The sequence below is a fragment of the Bordetella genomosp. 7 genome (genome assembly GCF_002261415.1).
Taxonomy (GTDB): domain Bacteria; phylum Pseudomonadota; class Gammaproteobacteria; order Burkholderiales; family Burkholderiaceae_B; genus Bordetella_A.
In genome coordinates, this window is sequence record NZ_NEVI01000014.1 from 380,651 (window position 1) to 406,247 (window position 25,597).

Sequence of the window (25,597 nt, forward strand, 5' to 3'; positions counted from 1 at the left end):
GGGCCCGCTACGCAGACGTGGCGGGATCCGTCGTTTCGGCGGCAGCGGGATCCGTCGTTTCGGCGGCAGCGGCATCCGACACCACGGCCGCGCCGGCATCCTGCCCGGCACCCACTTTCTTGCGTTCGAAAACCGCGGCAAAGAAGCCGTCGGTGCCATGCAGGTCGGGGCGCAGCCGCACGTACGGACCGGAGATAGCCAGATCGGGGCACCGCGCCTGCAGCAGCGCCGCGCCATCGATCAGCTCGAACCCGGGATGGGCGGCCAGGAACTGCGCAGCCTGGGCTTCATTTTCTTCGGGCAGCAGGCTGCAGGTGGCGTATACCAACCGCCCGCCAGGAGCTACGCAACGCGCCGCGCTGGCCAGGATGCGAGCCTGCAGGGCACATAGTTCGGCCAGCGCCTCGGGGTGTTGTCGCCATTTCAGGTCGGGGTTGCGCCGCAGCGTGCCGATGCCGCTGCACGGCGCATCGACCAGCACACGTTGCGCCTTGCCCGCCAGGCGCTTGACGCGCGCATCGTTTTCGCTGTCGATGGCCACCGGGACCACGTTGGACAGGCCGCTGCGGGCGAACCGCGGCTTGGCGCGGGCCAGGCGCGCCGCCGACACATCGAACGCATACAAGCGGCCGGTAGAGCGCATCAGCGCCCCCAGCAGCAGGGTCTTGCCGCCCGCGCCCGCGCAGAAATCGATGATCATCTCGCCCCGGCGCGGGCCAACCAGAAGCGCCAGGAGCTGGCTGCCCTCGTCCTGGACTTCGATACTGCCATTTTCGAACTGCGGCCAGCGGTTGACCGCCGGACGGCCGGCCAGGCGAATGCCCCAGGGGGAATGCGGCGTGGGACGGGGATCGTAACGGCCCGCAGGGCTGTCGATCAGCGCAGCCAGCGCGGCGTCGCGTTCGGCTTTCAAGGGGTTCACGCGCAGATCCAGGGGCGCAGGCACATTGAGCGCGGCCATCAGGCCTTCGGCATCGTCCAGCTGGCCCAGCCGTTCGTCCAGCCAGTCGGGCATGCTGGCGCGTACCGCACGCGGCAGCGTCGCCGGATCGATGCGGTCGACGCGCTGCAGCCATTGATCTTCTTCGGCCCCCAGCCCGTCCCGCAGTGCGCCTGTGCCCAACGTGGCCGCCAGGCCCAGAATGGCCAGCCGCCGGGATGCCGCCCCGCTGCCGCTTTCAGCCAGCTGCCGGTATTTGCGCAGGTTGCGCAGCACATTGAAGACCGCTTCGGCGACTTCGGCGCGGTCGCGTCCGCCCAGGGCGGGATGCGCGCGGAACCAGTGCGACAGCACCGCGTCGGCGGGATAGCGCCATTGCAGGAGTTCGCCCAGCACACGCTGCACCTGATCGATACGGATGGCGGCCAGCGGGGTGCGCGGATGGATTGCAGCGGGGTTTGCCCCCCGGCCGGCCGGCGCGCGGCGCTGTCCGCCTCGCGCGGGGCGCGAAGTGGCGGGCTGCCGGGAAACAGAATTCTTGGTCATGGTGATTCCAGTGGGGCCCGAACGAAACATGCGGGCCGGTCATAACACTGAAGGATAAGGCATCGGGCGGTCAGCCCATCCCGCTTCCTGTGAACAAGCGAGGCGGCTCGCCCTCGACTTCCACCCGCTGGTCGGCCGTCAGGCGCACCCGCCCCTCGGCAAGCCAGCGCACCGCCGCCGGATACACACGGTGTTCAACCTCGAGCACGCGCTGTGCAAGGGCATCGGGCGTATCGCCGGCCAGCACCGGCACGCAACCCTGGGCGATGATGGGCCCGTGATCCAGTACCGGCGTGACAAAGTGGACGGTACACCCGTGCAGGCGCACGCCCGTTGCCAGCGCCTGGGCGTGGGTATGCAAGCCCGGGAACATGGGCAACAGCGAAGGATGGATATTTACCAGCCGCCCGGCGTAGTGGTTGACGAACGCCGGCGTCAGCACCCGCATGAAACCGGCGAGCACAACATAATCGGGCCGGTACCGGTCGATTTCCGCGGCGAGCGCGGTGTCGAAGGCTTCGCGCGAGGGAAAATCCTTGTGGTGCAGTGCACCGGTGGCAATACCCTGCTCGCGGGCCCATTCCAGCCCCTGTGCGTCGGGCCGGCTGGCGATGACCGCGCAGACCTCGGCCGGCCACGCCTGGTCGCGGCAGGCCTGCACCAGGGCTTGCATATTGCTGCCCCGTCCGGATATCAGGATGACCAGCCGGCGCCGGGACGTCATGGGTGAAGATTCAGGCAAGATAAATGATTCCGAAGGCACGCCAACCCAAAATTGTAAACTCTCGGTCGTGAAAACCTCGCTGCACTTCTACCGATCCGCGCCGCCCGCCTCGCGGCGCGCGCCATGCGCCCTGACCATCGGCAATTTCGATGGTGTCCATCGCGGCCACCAGGCCATCCTGGCGCGCGTCAGGCAGGTGGCCCTCGAGCGCGGCCTGGTGCCAGGCGTCATGACGTTCGAGCCGCATCCCCGCGAGTATTTCGCCCGGCTGAACCAGCGCCCCGAACTCGCTCCCACCCGCATTTCCGGGCTGCGCGACAAGCTCGAGGCGCTGGCATGCCACGGCATGCAGCAGGTGCTGATCGAACGCTTCGACGCCCGGCTGGCCGATATGTCGGCCAACGCATTCATTGAAGACCTGCTGGTAAACCGGCTGTGCACGCGGTGGCTCCTGGTGGGCGAAGATTTCCGCTTCGGCCGCAAGCGCAGCGGCGACATCGACCTGTTGCGCGAGGCCGGCATGGTGCATGGCTTCGAGGTGCAGACGCTGGCTGACGTGACAGACGACCATGGCCATCGCGTGTCGAGCTCGGAGGTACGCACCGCGCTGGCGGTGGGCGACATCGCCCGCGCCCAGGACCTGCTGGGCCGGCCGTTCCAGATCAGCGGCCATGTCGTCCACGGCCAGAAACTGGGCCGCACCCTGGGCTTTCCCACCCTGAACCTGCGCGTGGCCGCCCGTTGCGCCGCACGGTCGGGCATCTATGTCGTGCGCGTGCACGGGCTGGGCGACCAGCCCCGGCCGGCAGTCGCCAGCCTGGGCGTGCGCCCCACTGTCGAAGATGGCGGGCGGGTGCTGCTCGAGGCACACCTGCTCGATGGGGGGGCCGACGCATACGGTAAACTCGTGCGAGTCGAGTTCCTGCACAAACTGCGGGACGAAGAAAAATTTCCTGATCTCCCTTCCCTGACTGCCGCCATCGCCGAAGACGCGCGAAATGCGCGCGCCTATTTTGCCGTTCATGGACTATAAAAAAACCCTCAACCTGCCCGACACCCCTTTTCCCATGCGGGGGGATCTCGCCAAGCGCGAACCCGCCTGGGTTGCCCAGTGGGAAGAAAACCACGTCTACCAGGCCATCCGAGCGGCCAGCCGCGGGCGCCCTCGCTTTGTTCTGCATGACGGGCCGCCCTATGCGAACGGCGATATCCACATCGGCCACGCGGTCAACAAGATCCTGAAGGACATCATCGTCAAGAGCCGCAACATGGCGGGCTACGATGCGCACTACGTGCCCGGTTGGGACTGCCACGGCATGCCGATCGAGATCCAGATCGAAAAAAAATACGGCAAGCATCTGCCCGTGACCGAGGTGCAGGCCAAAGCGCGCGCCTATGCGCTTGAGCAGATCGACCGGCAGCGCAAGGACTTCAAGCGGCTCGGCGTATTGGGCGAATGGGACCGCCCGTACCTGACCATGAACCACGCCAACGAGGCCAATGAAATCCGCGCGCTGGGCAACATCCTGCAAAAGGGGTATCTGTTCCGCGGGCTGAAGCCGGTGAACTGGTGTTTTGATTGCGGCTCGGCGCTGGCAGAGGCAGAGGTCGAATACGCGGACCGCGTCGACCCTGCCATCGACGTGGCCTTTCCGTTCGCCGACAAACCGGCGCTGGCCCAGGCGTTCGGCCTGCCTTCGGTAGACGATGGCGCGGTAGTGATCTGGACGACCACCCCCTGGACCATCCCCGCCAACCAGGCCTTGAACGTGCATCCGGAAATCGACTACGCGCTGGTCCGCGTCACGCCGGTTCCCGCGCATGGCCCGCTTTTGCTGCTGGCGCGCGAACGTGTCGAGCCCTGCCTGCAGGCCTGGGGCCTGCAGGGCGAAGTGATCGCCACGGCTACCGGGGCGGCGCTGGCGGGCCTGCGCTTTCATCATCCGCTGGCCCAGGCCGACGCCGGCTATGACCGCAGCTCGCCTGTTTACGTGGGGGACTATGTCACGCTGGATACCGGCACCGGCGTCGTGCATTCCGCGCCCGCCTACGGTATCGAGGACTTCGTATCCTGCAAGGCGCATGGGCTGGCCGACGACGACATCCTCAATCCCGTGCTGGGCGATGGCAAATATGCGGAAAGCTTGCCGTTGTTCGGCGGGCTGTCGATCTGGGATGCCAATCCTCGCATCGTCGACGCCCTGAAGGCGGCCGGCTCGCTCATGCATGTACAGAAGCTGCCCCACAGCTATATGCATTGCTGGCGCCACAAGACGCCGGTGATCTTCCGCGCCACCAGCCAGTGGTTTGCCGGCATGGACGTCAAGCCTGCCGACGGCGGCCCCACGCTGCGTGAGACGGCCCTGGCCGGCATCGAGGCCACGGCGTTCTACCCCGCCTGGGGACGCGCGCGGCTGCACGCCATGATCGCAAACCGCCCCGACTGGACGCTGTCGCGGCAACGCCAGTGGGGCGTGCCGATGGCCTTCTTCGTGCACAAGGAAACGGGCGCGCTGCACCCCCGCACGCCCGAACTGCTCGAACAGGTGGCCCAGCGCGTCGAAAAGCACGGCATCGAAGCCTGGCAGGCGCTGGACCCCCGCGAATTGCTGGGCGACGAGGCCGATCAATACGAAAAGAACCGCGACACGCTCGATGTGTGGTTCGATTCCGGAACTACCCACGCCACCGTACTGGGCGGCAAAGACCAGGTACTGGGCGGCTCGCACGGCGCCGAACTGGCGTGGCCGGCCGACCTTTACCTGGAAGGCTCGGACCAGCACCGCGGCTGGTTCCATTCGTCGTTGCTGACCGGCTGCATGCTGTATGGGCAGCCCCCCTACAAAGGCTTGCTGACGCACGGGTTCGTCGTCGATGGCCAGGGCCGCAAAATGAGCAAGTCGGTGGGCAATGTGATTGCCCCGCAAAAGGTTTCCGACTCGCTGGGTGCCGAGATCCTGCGCCTGTGGGTGGCATCCACCGACTATTCCGGCGAGCTCTCCATTTCCGACGAGATCCTCAAGCGGGTGGTCGAAGGCTATCGGCGCATCCGCAACACGCTGCGCTTCCTGCTGGCCAACCTGGCCGACTTCGACGCCGTGGGCCAGGCGGTGCCTTATGGCGAGCTGCTGGAAATCGACCGGTACGCGCTTGCAATGACGGCGCAGATGCAGGCCGAAGTCGTGGCGCATTGCGAACGCTACGACTTCCACCCTGCGGTGGCGCGCCTGCAGACTTTCTGTTCGGAAGACCTGGGCGCGTTCTACCTGGATATCCTCAAAGACCGGCTGTACACCACGGCCGCCGACAGCCGCGCACGGCGCTCGGCACAGACGGCCCTGGCCGAGATCACGCAGGCGCTGCTCAAGCTGATGGCGCCTATCCTGTCGTTCACCGCCGAAGAAGCCTGGAAGGTGCTGGCCGACTCTGCCTTGCGCAACCAGGCAGATGCGGGGCGTGTCACCATTTTCACCGAGGTTTATCACACCTTGCCGCCGGACGCCGACAGCGACGCCTTGCTGCAGAAGTGGGCGCGCCTGCGCACGATCCGTGCCGAGGTCCAGCGCAAGCTCGAAGAAGTGCGTACCGCCGGCGGCATCGGTTCGTCGCTGCAGGCCGAAGTCGACGTGTATGCCCATGGCGCCGATCTTGAATTGCTGCAAAGTCTGGGCGACGACCTGCGTTTCGTCCTGATTGTCTCGCGCGCAACCGTACATGCCGGCGAGGGCGAGCTGCGCATCGAAATCGCGCCCTCGGCGCACCAGAAATGCGAGCGCTGCTGGCATTGGCGCCTGGATGTGGGTAGCCATGCCGACCATCCGGAGATCTGCGGCCGTTGTGTCAGCAACCTGTTCGGCGCGGGCGAACCGCGCGAGAAGGCCTGACGCATGGCTGCCACTGCAGCCGGCAAAGCCCCCGCCCCGTCCAGCCGTACGCCCCATATCGGGCATTGGCTGGCGCTGGCGGCGGCGATAATCATCCTGGACCAGGTCACCAAGCTGTATTTCGACGCGGCCTTCGAATACGGCGAGCGCCTGAATGTACTGCCGGTGTTCGACTTCACGTTGATGTACAACCGCGGGGCGGCCTTCAGTTTCCTGGCATCCGAAGGCGGCTGGCAACGCTGGTTCTTCACGACGCTGGGGATCGTGGCCGCGGTCATCATCGTCTGGATGCTTCGGCGCCACCGTGAACAGCCGCGTTTCTGCCTGGCGCTGACGCTGATTCTGGGCGGCGCGCTGGGCAACGTGATCGACCGCCTGGCCTACGGGCACGTCATCGATTTCCTGCTTTTCTACTGGAAAGACTGGTACTACCCGGCGTTCAACGTGGCGGACATCAGCATCACGTGCGGCGCCGTACTGCTGGTGCTGGACGAACTGTTGCGCACGCGCCGCTCCCGCAACGCTTAAAATCACTTCATTCCTTTCACCGCCCTGACTGACGGCGCTCGCCCGCCGGCCCTCCATGCTTGATCTTGCCCGCAAACGCATCGTCCTCGGCCTGACTGGCGGCATCGCCTGCTACAAGATCGCCGAGCTGGTCAGGCGCCTGACGGAACAGGGGGCCGTGGTCGATGTCGTCATGACAGAAGCCGCCACCCATTTCATTACGCCGGTCACCATGCAGGCCCTGTCCGGACGGCCGGTGTATGTCGACGCCTGGGATGCGCGCATCGGCAACAACATGGCGCATATCGAACTGACCCGCGGCGCCGACGCTGTGCTCGTGGCGCCGGCCAGCGCCGACTTCATGGCCAAGCTGGTGTACGGCATGGCCGACGACCTGCTCTCTACGCTGTGCCTGGCGCGCGCCTGCCCGCTGCTGGTGGCTCCCGCCATGAACCGCGAGATGTGGGCCAACCCCGCGACTCAACGCAATGTGGCGCAACTGCGGGCCGACGGCATCACCGTGCTGGGGCCGGCGTCCGGCGAGCAGGCCTGTGGCGAAACCGGCGACGGCCGCATGCTTGAAGCGCACGAGCTGCTGGTCGACCTGATTGCCTTTTTCCAACCCAAGGTGCTGGCCGGCCGTCACCTGCTGCTGACCGCCGGGCCTACTTCCGAACCCGTGGACCCCGTGCGTGTGCTGAGCAACCGCTCGTCGGGCAAGACCGGTTACGCATTGGCGCGGGCCGCGCGCGAAGCCGGCGCGCGGGTCACGCTGGTAACCGGCGCGACCGCCCTGCCCATCCCGCGTGGCGTCACCGCGCTGTCGGTGACCACCGCGCGCCAGATGCACGACGCCGTCATGGCCAACGCGCACGACGCCGACGTATTTATCGCGGTAGCAGCCGTGGCCGACTGGCGCGTGAAAAACGTCAGCGATCAGAAACTGAAGAAAACCACCGAAGGCGGCGGCGCGCCCGTGCTCGAATTCGAGCCCAACCCGGATATCCTGGCCGAAGTCGCCAAGCTGCCCAATGGACCATGGTGCGTAGGCTTTGCGGCCGAAACCGAAAAACTGGCCGAACATGCCGAGGCCAAGCGCCTGCGCAAGGGCATCCCCCTGTTGGTGGGCAACCTGGCCCACAAGGTCATGGACGCAGACACCACCGAACTGGTGCTGTTCGACGCCAACGGCCCCCACCCGTTGCCGGCGGGCTCCAAGCTCGAGGCCGCGCGCAGGCTCATCGCGGAAATCGCGGCGCGCCTGCCCTGAGCGCGCCTGCTTGCGCATTCAGCCTGCGGCCGGGCTGAGCCGGGCATCGGCGGGCCCGTCTCCCTTGATCACCCGCGCCAGCAGCGCCACGATGGCAAGGGTCAGGGCCACGCGCCCCACCAGGATGATCCAGATATCCGCGCCCAGCGTCAGCAGCAGCGCGGTATCTTCGATAAGCGAGTGCGACAGCGAAATCCAGGCCAGCGCCAAAAAGCGCGTGCGCGCCGACAGTTCGTTCTTGTCAGCCTCTTCAATGATGAGCGCGCCGCCGTAGCTCAAGCCCAGGAGGACGCCCACGGTGGTCACCGGAGCAACCTGGGCGTTCAGGCCCGACAGGCGCAACAACGGCATCAACAGGGCCGTAATGGCACGGGTCAGCCCGGTCCGGTCGAAGATGTCGAGCAGTACTAACAGCGCGACAATCACTCCGTATGTAATCAGCAACGACACGGCGGTGCTCTGCAGCCAGGCCATCAGGCCGCTGCCGGCGGGTTCCCCCTCCAGGGCCGAACCCTGCAGCCAACCCAGGGAAACCGGGTCTTGCAACCAGCCGCCCCAACTGCAGGCCCACCCCACGATGGCCGCATACAGGACGGCCGCCCCCACGCGTAGCGCGCCCGTTGCCCAGAAGCTCGCGCCGGCGCGGCGCACGATGGCCTGCTCCACCGGCAGACCGTGCGCAAACAGCACCATGGCGCACAAGGCGCTCAACTGGGCCGCGGTGAAATCCAGTGTCGGCGCCAGGCTGATCATGGCGGCAATGGCGCCATACACCCCCACGCACATGCCCGCCACCCAGATCATGCCGGCCTCGGGCGGCAGATTCAGCAGCCCCATGGCGGGCGCGATGACACGACCCAGAGCGTCGACCCAACCCAGCCACTGCATGACCTGGACCAGCGCCATGACCGGCAGCATCACCTTTACCAGGACCAGGAACAAGCGCCGGCTGCGGCGCCACAGGTTGACGAGATACGGCACGGGGAACATCCAGTATGCAATGAGAGTCGGGGCACCAGCATAAGGCAGCCGCCGCGAAATTAGGACGCATTTTATTGTGTATCACGCACGATTATTGTGCTAAGTTGCCTTGAAACTGCACGAATCGCCCAATGCACGCGCGCACCGGCGGGCGTGCGACCCCGCTAGCCTGAAAACCCAATATGACCCTGGACAACCTGGACGTGCGCATCCTGGCGCAACTGCAGCGTGATGCCGACCTTTCCAACGCCGCGCTCGCAGCGCGCGTGGGCCTGTCGCCCTCGGCCTGCCTGCGGCGCGTTGCCCGGCTAAAAAAGCAAGGCATCATTCGGCGCATCGTGGCCGTGGTGGACCCCGCCCGGGTCGCCCATGGATTGACCGCCATTGTCACCGTGGAATTCGCGCGGCATGGCACGGTTCACCGGCTGGACTTTCTTGCGCGCGTGCGTATCGAACCGACCGTCACGCAATGCTATATGGTCACCGGCGACGTCAGTTGCGTATTGATCGCCCATATGCGCGACATGGACGATTACCTGGCGTTGGCCGACCGGCTGTTCGAACGAGACGACAACGTCCAGGCGTTCTATACGCACATCGTGATGCAGACCATCAAGCACGAGCCCGGCATACTGATGTAGCGCGCGGCGCTTACGGCAGCGCCCGCGCGGCGTAGGCGGCCCATTCGGCCAGCGGCAACGGCGTGCTGCTGTCGAAGATGCGCGCCAGCAGCAACTGCATCTGCGGCCATCCGCCGCGCCCGCTCGGCCACCGGCGCGGCACCACGGGATGCCAGCGTCCATCGGCGCCGCGCTCGGCCATCACGAATCGAAAGGTGTAATAGCCGGCCACACCCATGCGCAGGTCGGTCACCACCAGGGCGTCGCCGATCACGTCGTAGCGCAGCCAATCGTCCGTGAACCAGCGCAGGCGATCGTGCAATGCCACCCCGTCCAGAATGGGCCGCTGCGCCAGGTGCAGCGGCAGCGCCAGCATTTCGGGGGGATGTCTGTCGAGCCAGCCGCTTACGGCTTCGTAGTACTGACCGTGGCCGTCTTTGGCCAGCACGCGCCACAACAAAATATTGAACGGCATGGGGGTTGCCAGCACGGCAGTCGGGCGCACGCCTTGCTGCAACAGCGCCTGCCTGACCCGCTCTTCTGCGTGCCAGCGCCCTGCCAGGGCCACGCCCAGGTACACCGTGCCCAGCATCAACACTATTGCCAGGGCGCGGCGCGTCCCGCCCGTGCAGCCGAAAATCGCAGCGGCCAATACCGCCAGGGCCAACGGCACCGTATAGACCGGGTCGATGATGAACATCGCCGACCAGCTTTCCGGCACGCTGGGCCACGGCCAGAAGAGCTGCGTGCCATACACCGTGAACGCGTCCAGGACGGGGTGTGTGACCAGCACCAGGAACAGCGTCAGGAACAGGCGCCCGGCGCTGTAGGGCGCATGCGGCCATTTCTTGCGTATCAGCCATGCCAGCACGGCAGCCAGGCCGCCCAGCACGAAGACGGAATGCGAAAAGCCGCGATGGTAGGTCATGAGCGACACCGGATCGGGGTAGCTCACCAGGACATCCAGGTCGGGCAAGGTGGCAAGCAGGCCGCCGTACAGCAAGGCCTTGCGACCCTGGTACCGGCCCATCAGGCTGCCCTGGATGCCGGCTCCCAGCACCGCTTGTGTCAGAGAATCCATAGTCGTCGGGATAGGTGGCGCGGTTGTTGATGGACAGGCCGGCGATCCCGGCGGGCGCGGCCACGATGGCAGGCGTTAAGATACCGCATCGGCCACGTCGGTTTGTTGCAACGTCGTGGCGCCTCATGCGATATACCACTGACTCGGAACGGAACCCATGGCCATCGATGGCGAACCTGAAGACGGCGATTACGTACGCTACATCGACTCCCTGAATCGCCAGGCCGGCTCGCCCGGACAGGTGCTGCAGAAGCCGGCGCGAGCAAGCGACAGGGGCGGCTGGGGCCGCCGCGGCGCCACCACGTCTCACGGCACCCCGTCCGCACCGGCGCCCGCCGCCGCCCTGCCTGGCGTGGCCCCGGGCGATGCCGGCAGGCCGCCCCCCACCCTTGCCGCCCGCACCGGGCAGCGACGAGTGGCGCTTGCCCTGACCATCGCCGGCGCCTTTGCCCTCTGGCACGCGGTGCGGCTGCTCATGCTGGCGCTCGAGTACGACCCGATGGAGTTCGACGACCTGGTTCCCGCAGTGTTCCTGGGAATCTGCGCGTTCATGCTGCTCAAGGGCGGCAGCCGCCTGCGTTCGGCACAACGCCGCCGGCCATTGCCTGCCTTGCCGCCGCTGAGCACCCTGCCGCCGCGCGACCAGGGGCGGGCCTGACCGGGCCGCGGCCTGGTGCTAACATTCCGGGCCCAAGGCGGCCATGCCAACTGACATTGCGGAGCATTCGTGAGCGACACCCCAGCCGGACTGACCGAAGCCCAAGCGGCAACCATGCTGAAACTGCAGGACCGCCTCAACAGCCTGATCAATCCACAATGGATAGACGGCGGCGCCCGATTCCTGCGTGCCGCCTTCGTGGAATCGGCAGAAGCGCTGGAACACTATGGCTGGAAATGGTGGAAGAAGCAAAGCACCGACCTGCCGCAAGTGCAGATGGAACTCATCGACATCCTGCACTTTTACCTGTCTCACACACTGGTGTCGGCCAAGGGCTGCGCAACCGATGCGGCGTTGCTGCTGGTGGCCGACCTGGCCGCCCCCGACACCATTGTGCTCGACGGCAACCCGCACAGGCTCGAAGCACTCGATGTGCCGCAATTGCTCGAGCTGATCGGCGGCCTGGCAGTATGCGGACGCGCCAGCTACAAAACGCTGGAATGCACTATGGCGCGCTGCGGCCTCACCTGGGACGAAGCCTTCAATCAGTACGTCTCCAAGAACGTACTGAATATCTTCCGCCAGGAAAACGGTTACCAGGCCGGCACCTATATCAAGATGTGGCACGGCGAAGAAGACAATGTGGTACTGGCGCGCCTGATGTCCGCCCTGGACCCCACGCGCGCCGATTTTGCCGAAGCCCTGCACGGCGGCTTGTCGGAGGCCTACGCGAAAGTGCGCTGACGGCCCTTTGGGCAGGCGCCCTGGGCTTCCCGCCGCAGGCGCCCGGGCGGCCCCGCTCAGGCCGCCTCGATCACCGTCTGCAGGAACTGGCGCGTGCGCTCTTCGCGCGGGTTCGAGAACAACACGCTGGACTCCGCATCTTCGACCACGTTGCCCTGGTCGAAGAACAGGGTGCGGTCGGAACTGCGTTCGGCAAAACCCATCTGGTGCGTGACGATGATCATCGTCATCGTGCGCTGGGCCGCCAGATCGCGCAGGATCTGCAGGATGCCGCCCACCAGCTCCGGGTCCAGCGCCGAGGTCACCTCGTCGAACAGCATGACTTCCGGACGCATCGCCAGCGCCCGCGCAATGCCCACGCGTTGTTTCTGGCCGCCCGAGAGCTGGGCGGGATAGGCGTCCAGCTTGTCGCCCAGGCCTACCAGTTCCAGGTATTCGCGCGCGCGCTGCGCTGCCTCGTCCCGCGACAGGCCCTCTACGTAGATGGGCGCTTCCATCACGTTGCCCATCGCCGTTTTGTGCGGAAACAGGTTGAAGTGCTGGAACACCATGCCAATCTTGCCGCGCACGCGCCGCACATGGGCCGAATTGGGCCCCGCCTGCCGCCCCTGGGCGTCCACCCACATCGACTGCCCGTCGATCAGGATCTCGCCGCTGGTGGGGCGGTCCAGCGTCATCAACAGGCGCAGCAACGTCGACTTTCCAGAGCCCGACGGACCGATGACCGATACCGTCTGGCCCGCCGGAATTTCCAGGTTGATGCCGCGCAGCACCTCCAGCTCGCCATAGCGTTTACACAGATTTTTCAGGCTGATGCTCGCGCTCATCGAGAACCTCCAAATTTTTTCAACCACGCCTCCAGGCGGCGCACGCCCCAGGCGGCGCCCAGGCTTAGCACCAGGAACAGTGCCCCGACCAGGGTCAGCGGCTCGGTATAGCGGAATGTGGCCGATCCGATGATCTTGCTCTGCTGCAGCAGCTCTACCACCGTAATGGCCGACAGCAGCGGCGTGTCTTTGAACATGGCCACCAGGTAATTGCCCAGCGCCGGCACCACAGGCGGAATAGCCTGGGGCAGGACGACGCCCACTGCCGTACGCCAGGGCGACATGTTCAATGCCGTAGCCGCCTCGAGCTGCCCACGAGGCACTGATTCCAAACCGGCGCGGTAGACCTCGGCGCAGTACGCGGCATAGTGCACGCCCAGCGCCAGAATGCCGGTGGCCAGCGGCGACATCCGAAACCCGCTTTGCGGCAGTACATAGAACAGGAAATACATCTGTACCAGCAGCGGCGTGCTGCGCACGAACTCGATCAACAGCGCCGTCGGCGCCGAGATCACGCGCAAGCGCGACCGGCGCAGCAAGGCCAGCACCAGTCCCAGCACGATGGCCAGCAACATCCCCAGCGCCGTGGCCTGCACGGTGATCACCAAAGCCGAGCCCAATGCGGGCAGTATTTCCCAGGCAAAAGTCCAATCAAAAATGGGCTTCATCGGACGCGGAACCTCCGCTCGAGCAGGCGTATGCCGGCAGTAATCACCAACGCCACGGCAAAATACAGCAGCAGCAGGAGCAGGAAGACTTCAGTCGTGCGCAGGGTCTCGGCCCTGAGCATCTGCCCTCGGAATGTCAGGTCGGTAATGGTGATCAGCGACACCAGCGCGGTGTTCTTCAACAGCTCGATCAGCAGATTGCCGGCGGGCGGCAACATGGCCGGAAAGGCCTGCGGCAGCACAATGCGCCGCATACTCTGCGCCGACGTCATGTTCAGCGCCACCGCCGCTTCACGTTGCCCCGGCGCCACCGCCTGGATGGCGCCACGCACCACCTCGGCGCCGTACGCGCCTGCATTGGCGGCCAGCACCACAATGCCCACTGTGACCGCGGGCAGCTTCATGCCGAACAAGGGCAGCACGTAGTAGAACCAGAACAATTGCACCAGCGCCGATGTGCCGCGGAATACTTCAACGTAGGTCGTGGCCGGCCAGCGGATCCAGCGATGCGGCGACAGGCGTGCAAGGCCCGCCAGCAGCGCGATCGGAACGGCCAGCGCAGCCGCTCCGATCGTGATGCGCAGCGTCATCGCCAGCCCATCGAGCAAGGGGGGCAGCAGCCCCGCCATGCCTTCTAGCGTAATAGCCATGCGTTACTGGCCGTTGGCCGCACACAGCTTTTCAGCCGTCACGTCGCCGGGCAGTTCGTTCTTGCCAAACCCGAAGGGCTCCACCAGCTTCGCATGCTCTTCGGAACCGATGAACTTGGCCAGCTCGGCGTTGAACGCGTCGACGAATTCCTGGTCGGCCGGGCGGAAAACGAATGCGCCATAGCCGCGCACGCTTTCGCCGTCGATCACCGGGTCGGTAAACGGCTCGGCCTTTTCCAGGTCGCCGGTGGCCGACTTCTTCATCAGGTCGTTAATGGTCAGCGCGGTGGCGCCATAGGCATCGGCCCGGCCGGCCTGCACGCCGGACAACGCGCTCACGACATCGGGAAACACCACTACCCGGTCGGTCGGAATGTCCAGCTTGCGCGCATACTCGCTCTGGATCGCACCCACGACCACGCCCAGGCGCACGTCGTCCTGCTTGGCGATGTCTTCGTAGCTGTGCAGATTCTTGGGGTTGCCTTTCTGCACCAGGAACGCTTCGCCCACCCCGTAGGTGGGGTTGGAAAAAGTCGCCTGCTGGCAACGTTCGGGCGTGATGTACATGCCCGCCGCAATAATGTCGAAGCGATTGGCCTGCAGGCCGGGGATCAGCGAGCCGAACTCTGTCAGCACGCCTTCTACTTCGTTGATGCCCATGCGCTTGAGCACCACGCGCGCGATCTCGACGGCCTCGCCAGTCAGGCGGTTTTCGGCGCTGTCCATATAGGCATAAGGCGCCTCGTTGGCGTACCCGATACGGACCTTGCCCGCCTCTTTTGCGGCCTGCAGCGTGCTTTGGGTCGCCGGCGGCGGCTCATTGGACGCAGCCTTGGCGGGTTCTTCGTCTGCCGAATCCGAGCATGCCGCCAACAACCCCAGACTGACTGCCAATACGGCCCATTTCATTTTGTCCAGAATAAGTGACATGCGCAGCTCCCATTGAAGATAGTTATATACAAAACCAATTCACGCGAAATAGTACGTCAATCAATCATTTCAACACAAACCATATGGCGACAAAAAAGCAGGCGCGCGGCCTGCTTGAAGGGCAAAGTTTTCACGATTCGCCCGTTGCAGCACGCCTGAAGCGGCGTCTGCCCCGGCGAATCAGGGTCGTTACCGAGCGTAGGAAAACTTTCCGTCTCGTATCACACCCATGACCCGGGCGCGCTCGTCAAAGCCCTGATGATCGGTTTTGGAGATGTTGAGCACCCCGTTGGGCACGACCAGATCCTGCGTACTTTCGAGCGCATCGCGCAGCGCGGCGCGAAATTCCGGCGTACCCGGCTTGGCGCCCGTCTTGAGCGCGCGCCCTACCGCCGAATCGAGCAGTATCCAGGCGCCATACGCGTCGCCGGCGAACTGGGTAAGGGTATTGGCCCCATACTGGGCCTCGTACTTGTCCGCGAATTCCACGGCCACTTTCTTGACCGGATTGTCATCGGGCAGTTCGCGCGCCACGACGCCCGGCCCCGTGGGGAACAGCGTGCCTTCGACATCCTTGCCGCCTACCTGCAGGAATTCGAGCGTGCCGATGCCGTGCGTCTGGTAAATGGGCCCTTTGTAGCCACGTTGCACCAGGGTCTTTTGAGGCAAGGCCGCAGGCGTGCCAGACCCGGCGATCAATATCGCCTCCGGCTGCGCCGCCATGGCCTTGAGCACCTGGCCCATCACGGATGCATCATTGCGCTGGAACCGCTCTTGCGCCACCAGCTTGATGTCGCTGCCGGCCGCCTTGGTGAATTCGCTGAGCCAGCTGTCGCCGTAAGAGTCCGCGAAACCGATGAAGGCCACGCTCTTGATTCCCTTGCGACGCATGTCATCCACCAGCGCCGTGGCCATCAGGGAATCGTTCTGCGGCATCTTGAACGCCCAGCGCCGCTTGGGGTCGCTCGGCGGCTCGACGATGACGGCCGACGCGGCCAGGGCCACCATGGGAGTGCCCGTCTCGGCAAGTACGTCCAGGGCGGCCAGTGCCGATGCGGTGATGTTGGGTCCGACGATCGCATCCACCTTGTCTTCGGAGGTGAGCTTGCGGATGTTCTTGACGGCGCGGCTGACATCGGTGCCGTCGTCCAGCACGATGTAGCGCGCCGGCTGGCCTGCCAGCGTCTGCGGCCACAGGCGCAGGGCATTGTTGGTCTGGATGCCGATGGCGGCGGCTGGCCCCGTGGTCGAGACGTCGATCCCGATCACGACTTCGGCGCGGGCCGACCAGGACAGCATCGGCAGGATAGTGGCGGCGGCGGCAGCCAACCGTAGTAACGAAGAGGACATGGCGGGTATCCGGCAGAAATGTTGAAAAAATCCGTCAGCAGGCGTGCAAGGCGCTATTTTGCCCCAGGCTCTGCGTTTGCGCGCCCTTGATGCGCTTCGTACACCATGGCGGCCAGCGTCAGGTCTTCCAGCGCGCTGCCCACCGCCTTGAACACGGTGATCTGGCGGTCATCGGCGCGGCCGGGAGCCTGCCCCGCAACCAGCTCGGTCAGCGTGCCGCGTATGGCGGCCGGCGTGAGCACGCCCGCGTCAAACGCCGCCAGCAGGTCGCCTGCCTTGGTCGGCGCCTCGTCGGTGTCTACATAGACTTCCGCCCCCGCGAAACACTGTGGATCCGTTTCCTTCATTTCGGGCTTGAAGCTGCCGATCAGGTCCAGGTGCGTGCCCGGGCGCAGCCACGCGCCACGCACCAGCGGCTCGGTCGACAGCGTCGAGCAACTGACAATGTCGGCCTGGCGCACCCCGTCTTCCAGTGATTCGATAGCGGCGGCGTCAAAACCCTGTTGCACCAGCGACTCGGCCAGCTTGCGTGCCCCTGCCGGGCGTATGTTCCAAACCAGCACCCGCTCGATGGGCCGTACGGCGCGCATCGCCTGCGCCACCAGCCCGGCAATGCGTCCCGACCCGACGATCAGCAATACCTTGGCATCCTGCCGCGCCAGGTACGAGGCGCCCAGTGCCGCCGCACCCGCCGTGCGATACACCGTCACGATATCGCCATCGACCTGTGCCAGGGGCACTCCGGTACGGGCGCTATAAAGCGTGTAGGTGGCATGCAGGCCGGGCAGGCCCTGCCGGGTGTTTTCGGGAAAGATATTGATGACCTTTACGCCGAAATAACCCTGCTCGTTCCACGCCGGCATGATCAGCGACGTGCCCTGCGAACCGCCCGACTCAATGGCGTGGACGTGGCGCGGCGGCACGCTGGCGCCCGCCTGGAAGGCGGTGCGCAGGGCCGAGATCACGGCGGGAAATTCCAATACGCTGCGGGTCTTTTCGGTGTCGATAACTTGCATGCAATCCTCCTGTAGGATCGCCATTATCGCTTGGGCCGGGCCCTGCGGGCAGGCCACGCCCGCGGGCGGCCGCCCAAAACAAAATGCCAGTCGGGCGACTGGCATTTGCCTGACGGGCAGCGCCCGTATCAGCGGTGCGGATCGTGATAGGCGGAAATGGTGGGATGCATCTGCCTGGCTTGATCCATGCCGTGCAGCACTTCGCCCACCGCTTCCAGAAAGCCGGTTACACGGTGCTGCATGCGGCGCCAGAAGCCTGGCATCCCGCCTGCCGGTTGGCCCGGCGTCGTGGCCCTGCGAGTGGAATCTTCCATGACCTGCTCCTTGAGAGAATGAAAGGGCACCACCTGGACCATCTTAGTCCTGCTTTTGCTGCTTCACAACATTTTTTGATGCATCAAAATTTTTGTTGTGTTTAAAGCACAAACTGGCTGCCATCAGCACCCACATGGCCTACGCGCTTTTTCATTCCACAATTTTATTGCGCACTGCACAATTCATCCATAAGCCGGCAAGACCCTGCCGGCAGCATGCCGAACTCCCTCCACCAGGCCAGACGCCCCTAGTATTTCGAAGCCGGCCCACAAAGCCGCCAACACAGTGTGTCTGCCCGAAAACCCCTCAGGGACCCGATATGCCGCAAAATGCATCCATCAACCGCCGCTTTGTCCTGGCCGCGCACCCCCGCGGCCTGCCCCAGACCACCGACTTCAGGCTGGAACACACCGAAGTTCCCGCGCCGCATCATGGGCAGGTGCTGCTGCGCACCCTTGCCCTGTCGCTGGATCCATATATGCGCAATTTGATGGACGAAGTGGGTCCGGCCTACGCGGCAGCCGTGCCGTTGGGCGAACCCATGGTGGGCGGCACTGTCAGCCGCGTGGTGGAGTCGCGCCATGCACAATTCCGGCCGGGCGACCTGGTGCTGGCCAACGCAGGCTGGCAGGACTACGCCCTGTCCGATGGAACGGATCTGCTGCCGCTTGCGGGCATGCCGCAACCCAGCTATGCGCTGGGCGCGCTGGGCATGCCCGCCTTTACGGCCTACGTGGGCCTGTTGGATATCGGCCAGCCACGGCCCGCAGAGACTGTGGTGGTGGCCGCCGCCACCGGCGCGGTGGGCGCCATGGTGGGCCAGATCGCCAAGCTCCAGGGCGCTCGCGTGGTGGGCATTGCGGGGGGCCGCGAAAAGTGCGGCTATGCAGTGCAGGAATTGGGCTACGACGCCTGCCTCGACCGCCACGACCCACGGCTGCCGGCTATGCTGGCCGCCGCCTGCCCCCAGGGCATTGATGTGTACTTCGAAAATGTGGGAGGAACCGTCTTCGATGCGGTGCTGCCACTGCTGAATATCGGGGCCCGTGTACCGATCTGCGGCGTGATCGCGCACTACAACGACGACGGGCCGCCCACAGGGCCCGACCGTCTGCCGGCCATGATGGCCGCCGCGCTGCAGAAGCGCATCCGCCTGCAGGGCTTCATCATCCTGGACCACTATGCCGATCGCTACGAGGCTTTCCGGCGCGACATGAGCGCGTGGATCGACGCTGGCCGCATCAAGGTGCGCGAACACCGCGTCAGCGGATTGGAGCAGGCGCCCGCCGCCTTCATCGACCTGCTTCAGGGACGCAACTTCGGCAAGGTGATCGTAGAGATCGCGCCATAAACCAGCGATCGGTCGGGCCGCGATCGGTCGTCAGGGCTGACCGAGCAGGTCCAGGTCGACCGGCAGGGCCCGGTTCAGGGCGGCCGCCACCTTGACCCGCAACTCGTTGCTGTGCGCGCGGCGGATTTCGCGCTTTACATCGAGCAGCTGCTGCGGGTGCATCGAAAACTCGGTAAGCCCCAGGCCCAGCAGCAGGCGCGTGAGGCGGGCATCGCCCGCCATCTCGCCGCACACGGCAACGGGCTTGCCCAGGCGGGCGCCGGCGTTGATGGTATTGGCCACCAGCCGCAACACCGCGGGATGCAGCGGATCGTAAAGGCTGGCCACGTCGTGGTCGCCACGATCGATGGCCAGCGTGTATTGAATCAGGTCGTTCGTGCCGATCGACAGGAAGTCCAGCGCCTGCGCGAACGGTTCAATGGCGATGGCCACCGCCGGCACCTCGACCATGGCGCCGACTTCCAGGCGTTCTGCATACGGCTGCCCGCGCGCGTCCAGCTCGCGCCGCGCGGCGTCGATCGCCGCCAGCGCGGCGGCGACTTCGTGCATGTGCGTCACCATCGGCAGCAACAGCCGCACGTTGCCGTGCGCCGAAGCCCGCAGGATGGCCCGCAACTGCGTGGCGAACATCTCGGGCCGGGCCAGGCAATAACGGATGGCGCGCTGCCCGAGCGCCGGGTTGGTAGCCACCGTGGCCTCGTCGTCAAGCGTCTTGTCGGCGCCGATGTCCAGCGTACGTATGGTGACGGGGCGCCCTCCCATGACGCGCGCCACCGCAGCGTAGGCCTGGTATTGCTCTTCTTCGTCGGGCAGCGACGGCCGGCCCATGAACAGGAACTCGCTGCGGAACAACCCGATGCCATGCGCCCCTGCCTGCACCGCGGCGGCCGCTTCATCGGGCAGTTCGATGTTGGCGTTGAGCACGATGGCGATGCCATCCAGGGTAACGGCGGGTTCGTCGCGCAACAGGGCGAGCTCGGCGCGCTCGGCGGCATAGGCAACCTGCCGGTCGCGGTATTCCTGCAACATGGGCGGCGCGGGATTGAGCAGCACTACGCCGGCGTCGCCGTCGATGACCACCGTGTCGCCATCGCGCGCCAGGTCGCGCACATTGCCCAGCCCCACTACGGCCGGCACGCCCATGCTGCGCGCAACGATAGCGGTATGCGAAGTCGGCCCGCCCAGGTCGGTAACGAACGCGGCAAAGCGGCCGCCCCGCAACCGCAGCATATCCGACGGAGATATATCGTGGGCCACCACCACCAGGGGATCGTTGCCATCGAGGTCGGCGCCATCGGGCAGCATGGCGCTGCTTCCGGACAGCACCTGCAACACGCGCTCGATAACCTGGCGGACATCCGCGCCGCGCTCGCGCAGGTACTCGTCTTCCATGGCGTCGAACTGCTCGCCCAGAATCTGCCCCTGCGTGGCGAGCGCCCATTCTGCGTTGTAGAGCCGCTGCGCGATGAGGTCGCAGGTTTGCTCGGCCAATAACGGGTCGGCCATCAGCAATCGGTGCACGTTCAGCATCGCGCCCAGCTCGCGCGGCGCATCGGCCGGCAGCGTATCGACAATTTGCGCCAGGTCATCCTGCGCCCGGGAAAGCGCCTGGGTCAGACGCGCGCATTCTGCCTCGACGTCTTCGGGTGCGATACGGTAATGGGCCACTTCGAGCGATGCTGCGCCCATCACCACAGCGCGGCCGATCGCATATCCGCGCGCCACGCCCTTGCCATGCAACGCCACCACGGCGCAATGCGCCGTGGCAGGATGAGAAGGCGTGCTATTCGTGCTCACCGAATTTGCTGTCGAACAGGTTCTGGATTTCGGATAGCGCCCGGTCGGCATCGGCGCCCGACGCTTCGAGCCTGACGGTGACACCCTTTCCGGCAGCCAGCATCATGACTCCCATGATGCTTTTTGCGTTGACACGCTTGGCGCCCCGGGAAATAAAAATTTCGCTGCCAAACTGGCTGGCAAGCTGGGTGAGCTTGGCTGCTGCGCGCGCATGCAGGCCCAGCTTGTTTGAAATGACGATGTCTGAAGTTGGCATAGAAATCAGATAAACAGAGCCTGGCGCTGGCGGCCGGCCCGGGGAAACGATGTGTCGCCGCCGCGCCTGCGCCGTGCATCGACATGATAGGGCAAAATCCGGCTGCTCAATCTACGCGCAGACACCCCTGCACCCCACCCGCGAGCGCTTTTTCGCGCGTTTCCGCAAGGCTGGCCTCGCGTGAGGTCAGCGCCCGCAGCAGCATCGACGTGTTCAACCCCGCCACCACACAGCACTGCGTACCGAGGGCTTGCGCCTCTTCGACGGCACGCTTGGCGATATTGGCGGGCGTGGCGCCGATAAGGTCGGTCAGCACCAGCACGCCGCCGCCGGTATCGGCCGCACGAATGTCCTGCAGCACCGCGGGCACGCGATCGTCCGGCATGTCGTCGGGCTGGATGTCGTGCACCGCCATCTGGCTGCCCACGGCGGCGCCCAGCACGTGTTCGGCGAACTCGCGCATGGCCACTCCCAGTGGCGCATGCACCACGATAACAAGGCCGGTCATGGAGTGCCTTTACGTCGCAGCGCGTTCCAGGGCCTGGGCGAAAGCACCGGCCACATCGAAACCTGTCTGCTCGGCAATTTCGACGAAACAGGTCGGGCTGGTGACATTGACTTCGGTGACGTAGTCGCCGATGACATCCAGGCCCACCACCAATAGCCCGCGCGCCGCCAGCCGCGGCGCCACCACGGCCGCGATCTCGCGATCGCGCTCGGTGAGCGGCTGCGCCACGCCTCGACCGCCGGCAGCCAGGTTGCCGCGCGTTTCGCCGGCCAGCGGAATGCGCGCCAGCGAATACGGCACGGCCTCGCCGCCTATCAGCAAAATACGCTTGTCGCCCTGGACGATTTCCGGAATATAGCGCTGCGCCATGATAGTGCGGGCGCCGTTGTCGGTAAGCGTCTCGAGGATGGCGTTCAGGTTCGGCTCGGTGGCCTGCAGGCGAAAAATGCCGGACCCGCCCATGCCATCCAGCGGCTTGACAATGACATCGCGATGAAGCGCATGAAACGCCTTGATGCGGCCCATATCTCGCGTGACCAGCGTGGGCGCGGCCAGGTCGGCGAATTCGGTGATGGCGAGCTTTTCGGGATGATTGCGGATCGCGGCTGCGTCGTTGAACACCTTGGCGCCCTGCGCCTGGGCGTATTCGAGCATATGCGTGGAGTAGACATACTCCATGTCGAAGGGGGGATCCTTGCGCATGATGATCGCGCCGAACTCCGACAGCGGCACGTCCCGGGCGGCGGCGGTTTCACGCCACCATGCATGGCCGTGCAGATCGGCGCCCTGCACCAGCTCGATGGGCGTGCTGCGGGCCTGCACCACCCCCGCGTCGATGAACAGGTCTTCCTGAAGGGCGAAGCTAAGTGTATGGCCGCGCGCCACCAGCGCGCGCATCATGGCAACCGAAGAGTCCTTGTATGCCTTCAGAAGCGGCAGCGGATCGATGATGAAGAGTACATGCATGGTAGGAACGTCCAGGCCTCACGCCGTGCCACGCCCGGCGTGTCAAAACGCCATCGTAACGTAATTGTCACCCCCGCGCCGTCCGCCTGCGCGCATGGCCGGAGACAGGATCACCGGCCATGCGGGGCGTGGCGTTCAGGAGGCCGAATCGGACTTGCCCGGAACGCTCTTTTTGCGAGGAGCCAGCACCATGACCATCTGGCGCCCTTCGAGCTTGGGCATGGCCTCGACCTGGGCCAGTTCGGTCAGGTCGTCGCGCACGCGCTCGAGCACGCGCATGCCCAGTTCCTGGTGAGCCATTTCCCGGCCACGGAAACGCAGCGTTACCTTGGCCTTGTCGCCTTCTTCCAGGAAACGGCGCAGATTGCGCAGCTTGACCTGATAGTCGCCTTCGTCGGTCGCGGGCCGGAACTTGACTTCCTTGACCTGGATGACCTTCTGCTTGGCGCGCGCTTCGGCTTGCCGCTTTTGTTCCTGGTACTTGAACTTGCCGTAGTCCATCAAACGGCAAACTGGCGGATCCGCGTTGGGCGCGATTTCGACCAGATCCACGTCGGCTTGCTCGGAAAGACGGAACGCATCGGCGATCTTGACGATACCGAGCTGTTCCCCGTCCAGACCTATCAGGCGCACCTCGGGGACGCGGATTTCACCGTTGATGCGATTGGCTTTTTCAGTGGCGATGTTGACGACTCCTAAAAGAATTAACTATCACTGCTTTGTTGTTGCACGACGCGGCGGGCGGCAACGTCTTCGGCCAGGCGGGCGGTAAAGGCCTCGAGCGGGATGACGCCCAGGTCCAGTCCGCCCAGCCCACGGACGGCAACGGTACCATTTTGCTTTTCCTTGTCGCCCACGACAAGGATGTACGGCACCTTTTGCAGGCTATGCTCGCGGATTTTACGAGTGATTTTTTCACCACGCAAATCGGACTGTACTCTAAAGCCTTGTTTTTTCAGGGTTTGTGTGATTTGCGCCGCATAATCGGCAGACGGCTCGGAAATACAGCAGACCACGGCCTGCACCGGCGCCAGCCAGGGCGGCATCGCGCCGGCGTAGTTTTCGATCAACATGCCGATGAAACGCTCGAGCGAACCCAGGATGGCCCGGTGCAACATGACCGGCGCCCGACGCTGATCCTCGGCGTCGACGTACTCGGCGCCCAGCCGCTGCGGCATGGAGAAATCCACCTGGATCGTGCCGCACTGCCAGTGCCGTCCGATCGCGTCCTTGAGCGTGTATTCGATCTTGGGGCCATAAAAGGCGCCCTCGCCCGGCGACACCTCGAATTCGCAACCGGTACGCCGCAGGCTTTCCATCAGGGCGGTTTCGGCCTTGTCCCAGATTTCGTCGCTGCCGATGCGCTTTTCGGGGCGCGTGGCCACCTTGTACAGCACTTCGTTGAACCCAAAGTCGCGATAGACCTTCTGCAGCAGTTCGGTGAAGGCCGCGCATTCGTCCTGCAACTGGTCTTCGGTACAGAAAATATGTCCGTCGTCCTGGGTGAAGCCGCGCACCCTCATCATGCCATGCAGGGAGCCCGAGGGCTCGTTGCGGTGGCATTGCCCGAATTCGCCGTAGCGCAGCGGCAGCTCGCGGTAGGAATGCAGGCCGGCGTTGAAGATCTGCACGTGGCCCGGGCAGTTCATGGGCTTGAGTCCGTACACGCGGTTCTCGGACTCGGTGGTGAACATGTTTTCGCGGTAGTTGTCCCAGTGGCCGGTTTTCTTCCACAGCGACAGGTCGAGGATCTGCGGCGCCTTGACTTCCTGGTAGCCATTGTCGCGATACACCGCGCGCATGTATTGTTCGACCTGCTGCCACAGCGTCCACCCCTTGGGGTGCCAGAAGATCAGCCCGGGGGCTTCGTCCTGGAAGTGGAAAAGGTCGAGTTCGCGGCCGATCTTGCGGTGATCGCGGCGCTCGGCTTCTTCGAGCATGTGCAGGTAGGCGTCCTGCTCTTCGCGGGTTGCCCAGGCCGTGCCGTAGATGCGCTGGAGCATCTCATTGTTGCTGTCGCCCCGCCAGTAGGCGCCCGCCACTTTCATCAGCTTGAAAACCTTGAGCTTGCCGGTGGACGGCACGTGCGGGCCGCGGCACAGATCGATGAAATTGCCTTCGCGGTACAGGCTGAGCGTTTCGTTCGCGGGGATCGAAGCGATGATCTCGGCCTTGTAGTCTTCGCCGATGCTCTTGAAGTACGCCACGGCATCGTCACGCGTCCATTCTTCGCGTGTCACGATTTCGTCCTTGCGCGCGAGTTCGGCCATTTTCTTTTCGATGGCCGCCAGGTCTTCCGGCGTGAACGGGCGCTTGTACGAGAAATCGTAATAGAAGCCGTTGTCGATAACGGGCCCTATGGTGACCTGCGCGTCGGGAAACAGTTCTTTTACGGCATAGGCCAGCAAGTGAGCGGTGGAATGGCGGATGAGCTCCAGCCCGTCAGGATCTTTGGCGGTGACGATGGCCAGTTGCGCGTCCTGCTCCAGCAGGTGGCTGGTGTCGACAAGCCGGGGGGCGTCGCCCGCCACGGTGATGCGCCCGCCCAGGGCTGCCTTGGCCAGTCCGGTGCCGATGGACTGCGCGACCTCGGCCACCGTGACCGGGCCGGGAAACTGACGCTGCGAACCATCTGGCAAAGTGATCTGTACCATCGAGAATTTCCTGGGGAAGAAACGAGAAACGCGGCTGTCCGCCGCGTTCCGTCTGGTGCTTGCTGGGACTGCCACTGCCTGACATGGGCAAACCCGACGCTGAAAAAACTAACGCGACATGGGGCGGAAGTTTCCGGTCGTAGTTCGTGTCGGGCGAGACGTCATGCCTGGCAGCCTGTAAAACCGGCACGCGAAGTGCGCGCCTGTAGTCAAAGATTGTAGCATCCCCGCCGCCGCTTTGCCCTTTCGGAACCCACGACGCTCGCCACGGTCGATATAAAAGCGGACGCCCTCCCCCTCGCGCCACACGCCCAGCTTGGACAAGTCTGATTTTGCGGGCACTTTCGCTTTGTC

25 protein-coding genes are annotated in these 25,597 nt (G+C 64.9%); 8 read left to right on the plus strand and 17 right to left on the minus strand.

Annotation, left to right across the window (positions count from 1 at the left end; genetic code table 11):
• Positions 1-7 precede the first annotated feature (7 nt).
• Both CAL18_RS08735 and purN read right to left on the minus strand, forming a co-directional pair.
• Positions 8-1,336, minus strand: coding sequence for an RsmB/NOP family class I SAM-dependent RNA methyltransferase (locus tag CAL18_RS08735; protein WP_094817720.1), 1,329 nt, complete (start codon positions 1,334-1,336; stop codon positions 8-10).
• A gap of 220 nt (positions 1,337-1,556) precedes the next feature.
• Positions 1,557-2,210, minus strand: a complete 654-nt coding sequence (gene purN / locus CAL18_RS08740; protein ID WP_094796705.1) for a phosphoribosylglycinamide formyltransferase — start codon at positions 2,208-2,210, stop codon at positions 1,557-1,559.
• A 67-nt stretch (positions 2,211-2,277) separates the two neighbouring features.
• Between purN and CAL18_RS08745 the strand changes: the two genes are divergently transcribed.
• From CAL18_RS08745 to coaBC, 4 genes are read left to right on the plus strand one after another with little or no spacing between them, the layout of a single operon-like run.
• Positions 2,278-3,243 carry a bifunctional riboflavin kinase/FAD synthetase gene (locus CAL18_RS08745; protein ID WP_026641170.1) on the plus strand — a complete coding sequence of 322 codons (966 nt, stop codon included), beginning with the start codon at positions 2,278-2,280 and terminating at the stop codon, positions 3,241-3,243.
• Entirely contained in the window at positions 3,233-6,094 is a 2,862-nt protein-coding gene (gene ileS / locus CAL18_RS08750; RefSeq protein ID WP_094817696.1) for an isoleucine--tRNA ligase, read from the plus strand. Before CAL18_RS08745 ends, ileS begins: the two co-directional genes overlap by 11 nt.
• Before the next feature lie 3 nt (positions 6,095-6,097).
• On the plus strand, positions 6,098-6,622 hold the full coding sequence (lspA, locus tag CAL18_RS08755; RefSeq protein ID WP_094817697.1) for a signal peptidase II: 525 nt from the start codon (positions 6,098-6,100) through the stop codon (positions 6,620-6,622).
• A gap of 55 nt (positions 6,623-6,677) precedes the next feature.
• Positions 6,678-7,871: a bifunctional phosphopantothenoylcysteine decarboxylase/phosphopantothenate--cysteine ligase CoaBC gene (gene coaBC / locus CAL18_RS08760; RefSeq protein ID WP_026641173.1), complete on the plus strand. Its 1,194-nt coding sequence runs from the start codon at positions 6,678-6,680 to the stop codon at positions 7,869-7,871.
• An 18-nt stretch (positions 7,872-7,889) separates the two neighbouring features.
• Here coaBC and CAL18_RS08765 read toward each other — a convergent pair whose 3' ends face one another.
• Entirely contained in the window at positions 7,890-8,861 is a 972-nt protein-coding gene (locus CAL18_RS08765) for a hypothetical protein (RefSeq protein ID WP_094796707.1), read from the minus strand.
• 173 nt (positions 8,862-9,034) lie between these two features.
• Here CAL18_RS08765 and CAL18_RS08770 point away from each other — a divergent pair, with 173 nt between their 5' ends.
• A complete protein-coding gene (locus CAL18_RS08770) occupies positions 9,035-9,493 on the plus strand; it encodes an Lrp/AsnC family transcriptional regulator (RefSeq protein WP_094817698.1) in 459 nt (152 codons plus the stop codon).
• A 10-nt stretch (positions 9,494-9,503) separates the two neighbouring features.
• Here the strand turns inward: CAL18_RS08770 and CAL18_RS08775 are convergent, their stop codons facing one another.
• Positions 9,504-10,553, minus strand: a complete 1,050-nt coding sequence (locus CAL18_RS08775; RefSeq protein WP_094817699.1) for a metal-dependent hydrolase — start codon at positions 10,551-10,553, stop codon at positions 9,504-9,506.
• 157 nt (positions 10,554-10,710) lie between these two features.
• Between CAL18_RS08775 and CAL18_RS08780 the strand changes: the two genes are divergently transcribed.
• Both CAL18_RS08780 and CAL18_RS08785 read left to right on the plus strand, forming a co-directional pair.
• Positions 10,711-11,211 (plus strand): hypothetical protein, encoded by a 501-nt coding sequence (locus tag CAL18_RS08780; RefSeq protein ID WP_094796709.1) that lies wholly within the window; start codon positions 10,711-10,713, stop codon positions 11,209-11,211.
• A 69-nt stretch (positions 11,212-11,280) separates the two neighbouring features.
• Positions 11,281-11,955, plus strand: coding sequence for a dUTP diphosphatase (locus CAL18_RS08785; protein ID WP_249278389.1), 675 nt, complete (start codon positions 11,281-11,283; stop codon positions 11,953-11,955).
• Between the two features lie 56 nt (positions 11,956-12,011).
• On the opposite strand, the gene ehuA is transcribed toward CAL18_RS08785, so the two are convergent.
• The 7 genes from ehuA to CAL18_RS08820 form a co-directional block, all read right to left on the minus strand.
• Positions 12,012-12,782, minus strand: coding sequence for an ectoine/hydroxyectoine ABC transporter ATP-binding protein EhuA (ehuA, locus tag CAL18_RS08790; protein ID WP_026641179.1), 771 nt, complete (start codon positions 12,780-12,782; stop codon positions 12,012-12,014).
• Positions 12,779-13,450: an ectoine/hydroxyectoine ABC transporter permease subunit EhuD gene (gene ehuD, locus CAL18_RS08795; protein ID WP_026641180.1), complete on the minus strand. Its 672-nt coding sequence runs from the start codon at positions 13,448-13,450 to the stop codon at positions 12,779-12,781. The genes ehuA and ehuD overlap by 4 nt, the downstream gene beginning before the upstream one ends.
• A complete protein-coding gene (gene ehuC / locus CAL18_RS08800) occupies positions 13,447-14,100 on the minus strand; it encodes an ectoine/hydroxyectoine ABC transporter permease subunit EhuC (RefSeq protein WP_026641181.1) in 654 nt (217 codons plus the stop codon). The genes ehuD and ehuC overlap by 4 nt, the downstream gene beginning before the upstream one ends.
• Before the next feature lie 3 nt (positions 14,101-14,103).
• Complete coding sequence (gene ehuB, locus CAL18_RS08805; RefSeq protein ID WP_026641182.1) at positions 14,104-15,030, minus strand: ectoine/hydroxyectoine ABC transporter substrate-binding protein EhuB; 927 nt, start codon at positions 15,028-15,030, stop codon at positions 14,104-14,106.
• A 189-nt stretch (positions 15,031-15,219) separates the two neighbouring features.
• A complete protein-coding gene (locus CAL18_RS08810; RefSeq protein ID WP_026641183.1) occupies positions 15,220-16,380 on the minus strand; it encodes an ABC transporter substrate-binding protein in 1,161 nt (386 codons plus the stop codon).
• Between the two features lie 53 nt (positions 16,381-16,433).
• Positions 16,434-17,396, minus strand: a complete 963-nt coding sequence (locus CAL18_RS08815) for an ornithine cyclodeaminase family protein (RefSeq protein ID WP_026641184.1) — start codon at positions 17,394-17,396, stop codon at positions 16,434-16,436.
• Positions 17,397-17,524: 128 nt separating this feature from the next.
• Positions 17,525-17,710, minus strand: a complete 186-nt coding sequence (locus CAL18_RS08820; RefSeq protein ID WP_141217754.1) for a hypothetical protein — start codon at positions 17,708-17,710, stop codon at positions 17,525-17,527.
• 320 nt (positions 17,711-18,030) lie between these two features.
• Here CAL18_RS08820 and CAL18_RS08825 point away from each other — a divergent pair, with 320 nt between their 5' ends.
• Positions 18,031-19,062 carry an NADP-dependent oxidoreductase gene (locus tag CAL18_RS08825; protein ID WP_094796711.1) on the plus strand — a complete coding sequence of 344 codons (1,032 nt, stop codon included), beginning with the start codon at positions 18,031-18,033 and terminating at the stop codon, positions 19,060-19,062.
• Between the two features lie 30 nt (positions 19,063-19,092).
• On the opposite strand, the gene ptsP is transcribed toward CAL18_RS08825, so the two are convergent.
• From ptsP to thrS, 6 genes are all read right to left on the minus strand, one after another.
• Positions 19,093-20,802, minus strand: a complete 1,710-nt coding sequence (ptsP, locus tag CAL18_RS08830; protein ID WP_038852681.1) for a phosphoenolpyruvate--protein phosphotransferase — start codon at positions 20,800-20,802, stop codon at positions 19,093-19,095.
• Between the two features lie 43 nt (positions 20,803-20,845).
• The gene (locus CAL18_RS08835; protein ID WP_026641187.1) at positions 20,846-21,115 is read right to left on the minus strand and encodes an HPr family phosphocarrier protein; all 270 of its coding nucleotides are present in this window, start codon (positions 21,113-21,115) and stop codon (positions 20,846-20,848) included.
• Positions 21,116-21,221: 106 nt separating this feature from the next.
• Entirely contained in the window at positions 21,222-21,623 is a 402-nt protein-coding gene (locus tag CAL18_RS08840; protein WP_026641188.1) for a PTS sugar transporter subunit IIA, read from the minus strand.
• 9 nt (positions 21,624-21,632) lie between these two features.
• Complete coding sequence (gene gshB / locus CAL18_RS08845) at positions 21,633-22,589, minus strand: glutathione synthase (RefSeq protein WP_026641189.1); 957 nt, start codon at positions 22,587-22,589, stop codon at positions 21,633-21,635.
• Positions 22,590-22,724: 135 nt separating this feature from the next.
• On the minus strand, positions 22,725-23,294 hold the full coding sequence (gene infC / locus CAL18_RS08850; protein WP_231494617.1) for a translation initiation factor IF-3: 570 nt from the start codon (positions 23,292-23,294) through the stop codon (positions 22,725-22,727).
• Positions 23,294-25,243 (minus strand): threonine--tRNA ligase, encoded by a 1,950-nt coding sequence (gene thrS / locus CAL18_RS08855; protein WP_094796712.1) that lies wholly within the window; start codon positions 25,241-25,243, stop codon positions 23,294-23,296. The genes infC and thrS overlap by 1 nt, the downstream gene beginning before the upstream one ends.
• Between the last annotated feature and the right edge of the window lie 354 nt (positions 25,244-25,597).

Coding starts and splice junctions, on each gene's coding strand:
- purN (WP_094796705.1), bottom strand. CDS start 2,210: ATGACGTCCCGGCGCCGGCTGGTCATCCTGATATCCGGACGGGGCAGC.
- ileS (WP_094817696.1), top strand. CDS start 3,233: ATGGACTATAAAAAAACCCTCAACCTGCCCGACACCCCTTTTCCCATG.
- lspA (WP_094817697.1), top strand. CDS start 6,098: ATGGCTGCCACTGCAGCCGGCAAAGCCCCCGCCCCGTCCAGCCGTACG.
- coaBC (WP_026641173.1), top strand. CDS start 6,678: ATGCTTGATCTTGCCCGCAAACGCATCGTCCTCGGCCTGACTGGCGGC.
- CAL18_RS08765 (WP_094796707.1), bottom strand. CDS start 8,861: ATGTTCCCCGTGCCGTATCTCGTCAACCTGTGGCGCCGCAGCCGGCGC.
- CAL18_RS08770 (WP_094817698.1), top strand. CDS start 9,035: ATGACCCTGGACAACCTGGACGTGCGCATCCTGGCGCAACTGCAGCGT.
- CAL18_RS08775 (WP_094817699.1), bottom strand. CDS start 10,553: ATGGATTCTCTGACACAAGCGGTGCTGGGAGCCGGCATCCAGGGCAGC.
- CAL18_RS08780 (WP_094796709.1), top strand. CDS start 10,711: ATGGCCATCGATGGCGAACCTGAAGACGGCGATTACGTACGCTACATC.
- ehuA (WP_026641179.1), bottom strand. CDS start 12,782: ATGAGCGCGAGCATCAGCCTGAAAAATCTGTGTAAACGCTATGGCGAG.
- ehuD (WP_026641180.1), bottom strand. CDS start 13,450: ATGAAGCCCATTTTTGATTGGACTTTTGCCTGGGAAATACTGCCCGCA.
- ehuC (WP_026641181.1), bottom strand. CDS start 14,100: ATGGCTATTACGCTAGAAGGCATGGCGGGGCTGCTGCCCCCCTTGCTC.
- ehuB (WP_026641182.1), bottom strand. CDS start 15,030: ATGTCACTTATTCTGGACAAAATGAAATGGGCCGTATTGGCAGTCAGT.
- CAL18_RS08810 (WP_026641183.1), bottom strand. CDS start 16,380: ATGTCCTCTTCGTTACTACGGTTGGCTGCCGCCGCCGCCACTATCCTG.
- CAL18_RS08815 (WP_026641184.1), bottom strand. CDS start 17,396: ATGCAAGTTATCGACACCGAAAAGACCCGCAGCGTATTGGAATTTCCC.
- CAL18_RS08820 (WP_141217754.1), bottom strand. CDS start 17,710: ATGGAAGATTCCACTCGCAGGGCCACGACGCCGGGCCAACCGGCAGGC.
- CAL18_RS08825 (WP_094796711.1), top strand. CDS start 18,031: ATGCCGCAAAATGCATCCATCAACCGCCGCTTTGTCCTGGCCGCGCAC.
- CAL18_RS08835 (WP_026641187.1), bottom strand. CDS start 21,115: ATGCCAACTTCAGACATCGTCATTTCAAACAAGCTGGGCCTGCATGCG.
- CAL18_RS08840 (WP_026641188.1), bottom strand. CDS start 21,623: ATGACCGGCCTTGTTATCGTGGTGCATGCGCCACTGGGAGTGGCCATG.
- gshB (WP_026641189.1), bottom strand. CDS start 22,589: ATGCATGTACTCTTCATCATCGATCCGCTGCCGCTTCTGAAGGCATAC.
- thrS (WP_094796712.1), bottom strand. CDS start 25,243: ATGGTACAGATCACTTTGCCAGATGGTTCGCAGCGTCAGTTTCCCGGC.